Source organism: Falsiroseomonas sp. E2-1-a20 (assembly GCF_051433195.1).
Taxonomy (GTDB): domain Bacteria; phylum Pseudomonadota; class Alphaproteobacteria; order Acetobacterales; family Acetobacteraceae; genus Falsiroseomonas.
Map to the genome: position 1 here is coordinate 1 of NZ_JBHMFT010000153.1, position 1,303 is coordinate 1,303.

The 1,303-nt window shown below is 67.8% G+C and carries 2 protein-coding genes; both read right to left on the bottom strand.

All coding sequences use genetic code 11. From position 1 onward, the window contains the following. On the bottom strand, nt 1-565 hold a 565-nt coding region (locus ACFHPP_RS31050), incomplete at its 3' end, for a PEP-CTERM sorting domain-containing protein (protein WP_437167084.1). 332 nt (nt 566-897) lie between these two features. Further along, a partial coding sequence (locus tag ACFHPP_RS31055; protein WP_437167085.1) for a tyrosine-type recombinase/integrase occupies nt 898-1,303 on the bottom strand: 406 nt, incomplete at its 5' end.

Here is a 1,303-nt window from a genome sequence, read left to right on the forward strand (position 1 = left end):
CGAGGCCGAGCAGGCCGGCGCCGAACAGCGCTAGGCTCGCGGGTTCCGGCACCGGGGTCGGCGGCGGGGTGGTGCTGCCGTTGGTGTCGAAGAAGGTGATGTGGGAGAAGCCCGGATTGCCTGGGAAGTAGGTGTCGAGGTTGGCGGTGAAGGACGTGATCGCCGTCGTCAGGTCGTAGAACAGCGCGAAGCCGTTCGCCTGCTTGATGGCGAAGTAGTGGATCTCCGGATCGCCGGCGCCCGGCGTGTAGTTGAAGCTGAGCACATTGGTCGCGTTGTTCAGGCTGACCGTGAACTCGCTGCCGTTGATGGTCGGGAAGTTGCTGCTGATGTCCTGGCCGCCGCCGGATTCCCGCTTGTAGATGGCGGGGGAGGCGCCAGGAGTGGCGCCCTGCTGCGTGCCGGTGGTGGTGGCGTAGCAGTTGCTGAAGCCGCCTGCGCCGCCGCCGCACTCGTTTCCAGAGAAGTTGCCGGCGTAGATGATCGCCGCGGTGGCTGGCGCGGCAGCGAAGGCAAGACCTGCCGCCAGGATGGAGGCGGCGAGGGTGGTCGAGGGGATTTTCATGGAAAGCTCCTGCGTGTGCCTCGTTCGGGCTCGAAACGCAAAGCAGGATTCGTGCCAATAATTTACAGATCTCTAAAATATTGCAATCGTTATGTTTTATTGCGCCGAGAGGGGGGGTTTGCAGCAACGAGGAAGATGCGTAAGCGAAACCGACATTGCGATGCACGCCATCAGGCCGACAGAGGAGTCGCGAGGCCTACACCCCGCGAATGGCGGAGCGACTGTCGTGAGCAGCGAGCCGTCGAGAGGCCATGGCCCACGCTTGGTCGCCGGCGAGCGTTCACCAGAGAGTGGCAGTGCCGGGCCGGCAGAGATGGCCGCCGCCAATCCGCCTATAGCCCGACCTTACTGGCGGCGTTGTCGCGGAAGAGGCCGCCGCGGCGGACATAGCCGCGCAGGGTGGCGGCGGAGCGGTGGCGGGTCTGCTGCATGATGGCGTGTTCCGGCACGCCGGCGCGGGCGGCCGAGGTCGCGAAGCCCGCGCGCAGCGAGTGCCCGGCAAAGCCCGTGGGGTCGTAGCCGGCGGCGGCGACGGCGGCCTTCACCACCCGCGCCACGTCGCGGTCGGACAGCCGGCGGGCGGTGGCGCGGCCGCCCCTGGTCACCGAGACGAACACCGCTCCGTCCCGAATTCCGGCGGCCTCCTGCCAGGCCTGCACGGCCCGCACTGGGCAGGTGAGTTCGTGCTGGCCGTGCGGCAGCGCCACTTCCGTGCCGGCGCCGTCGGGGTCCGTCTTC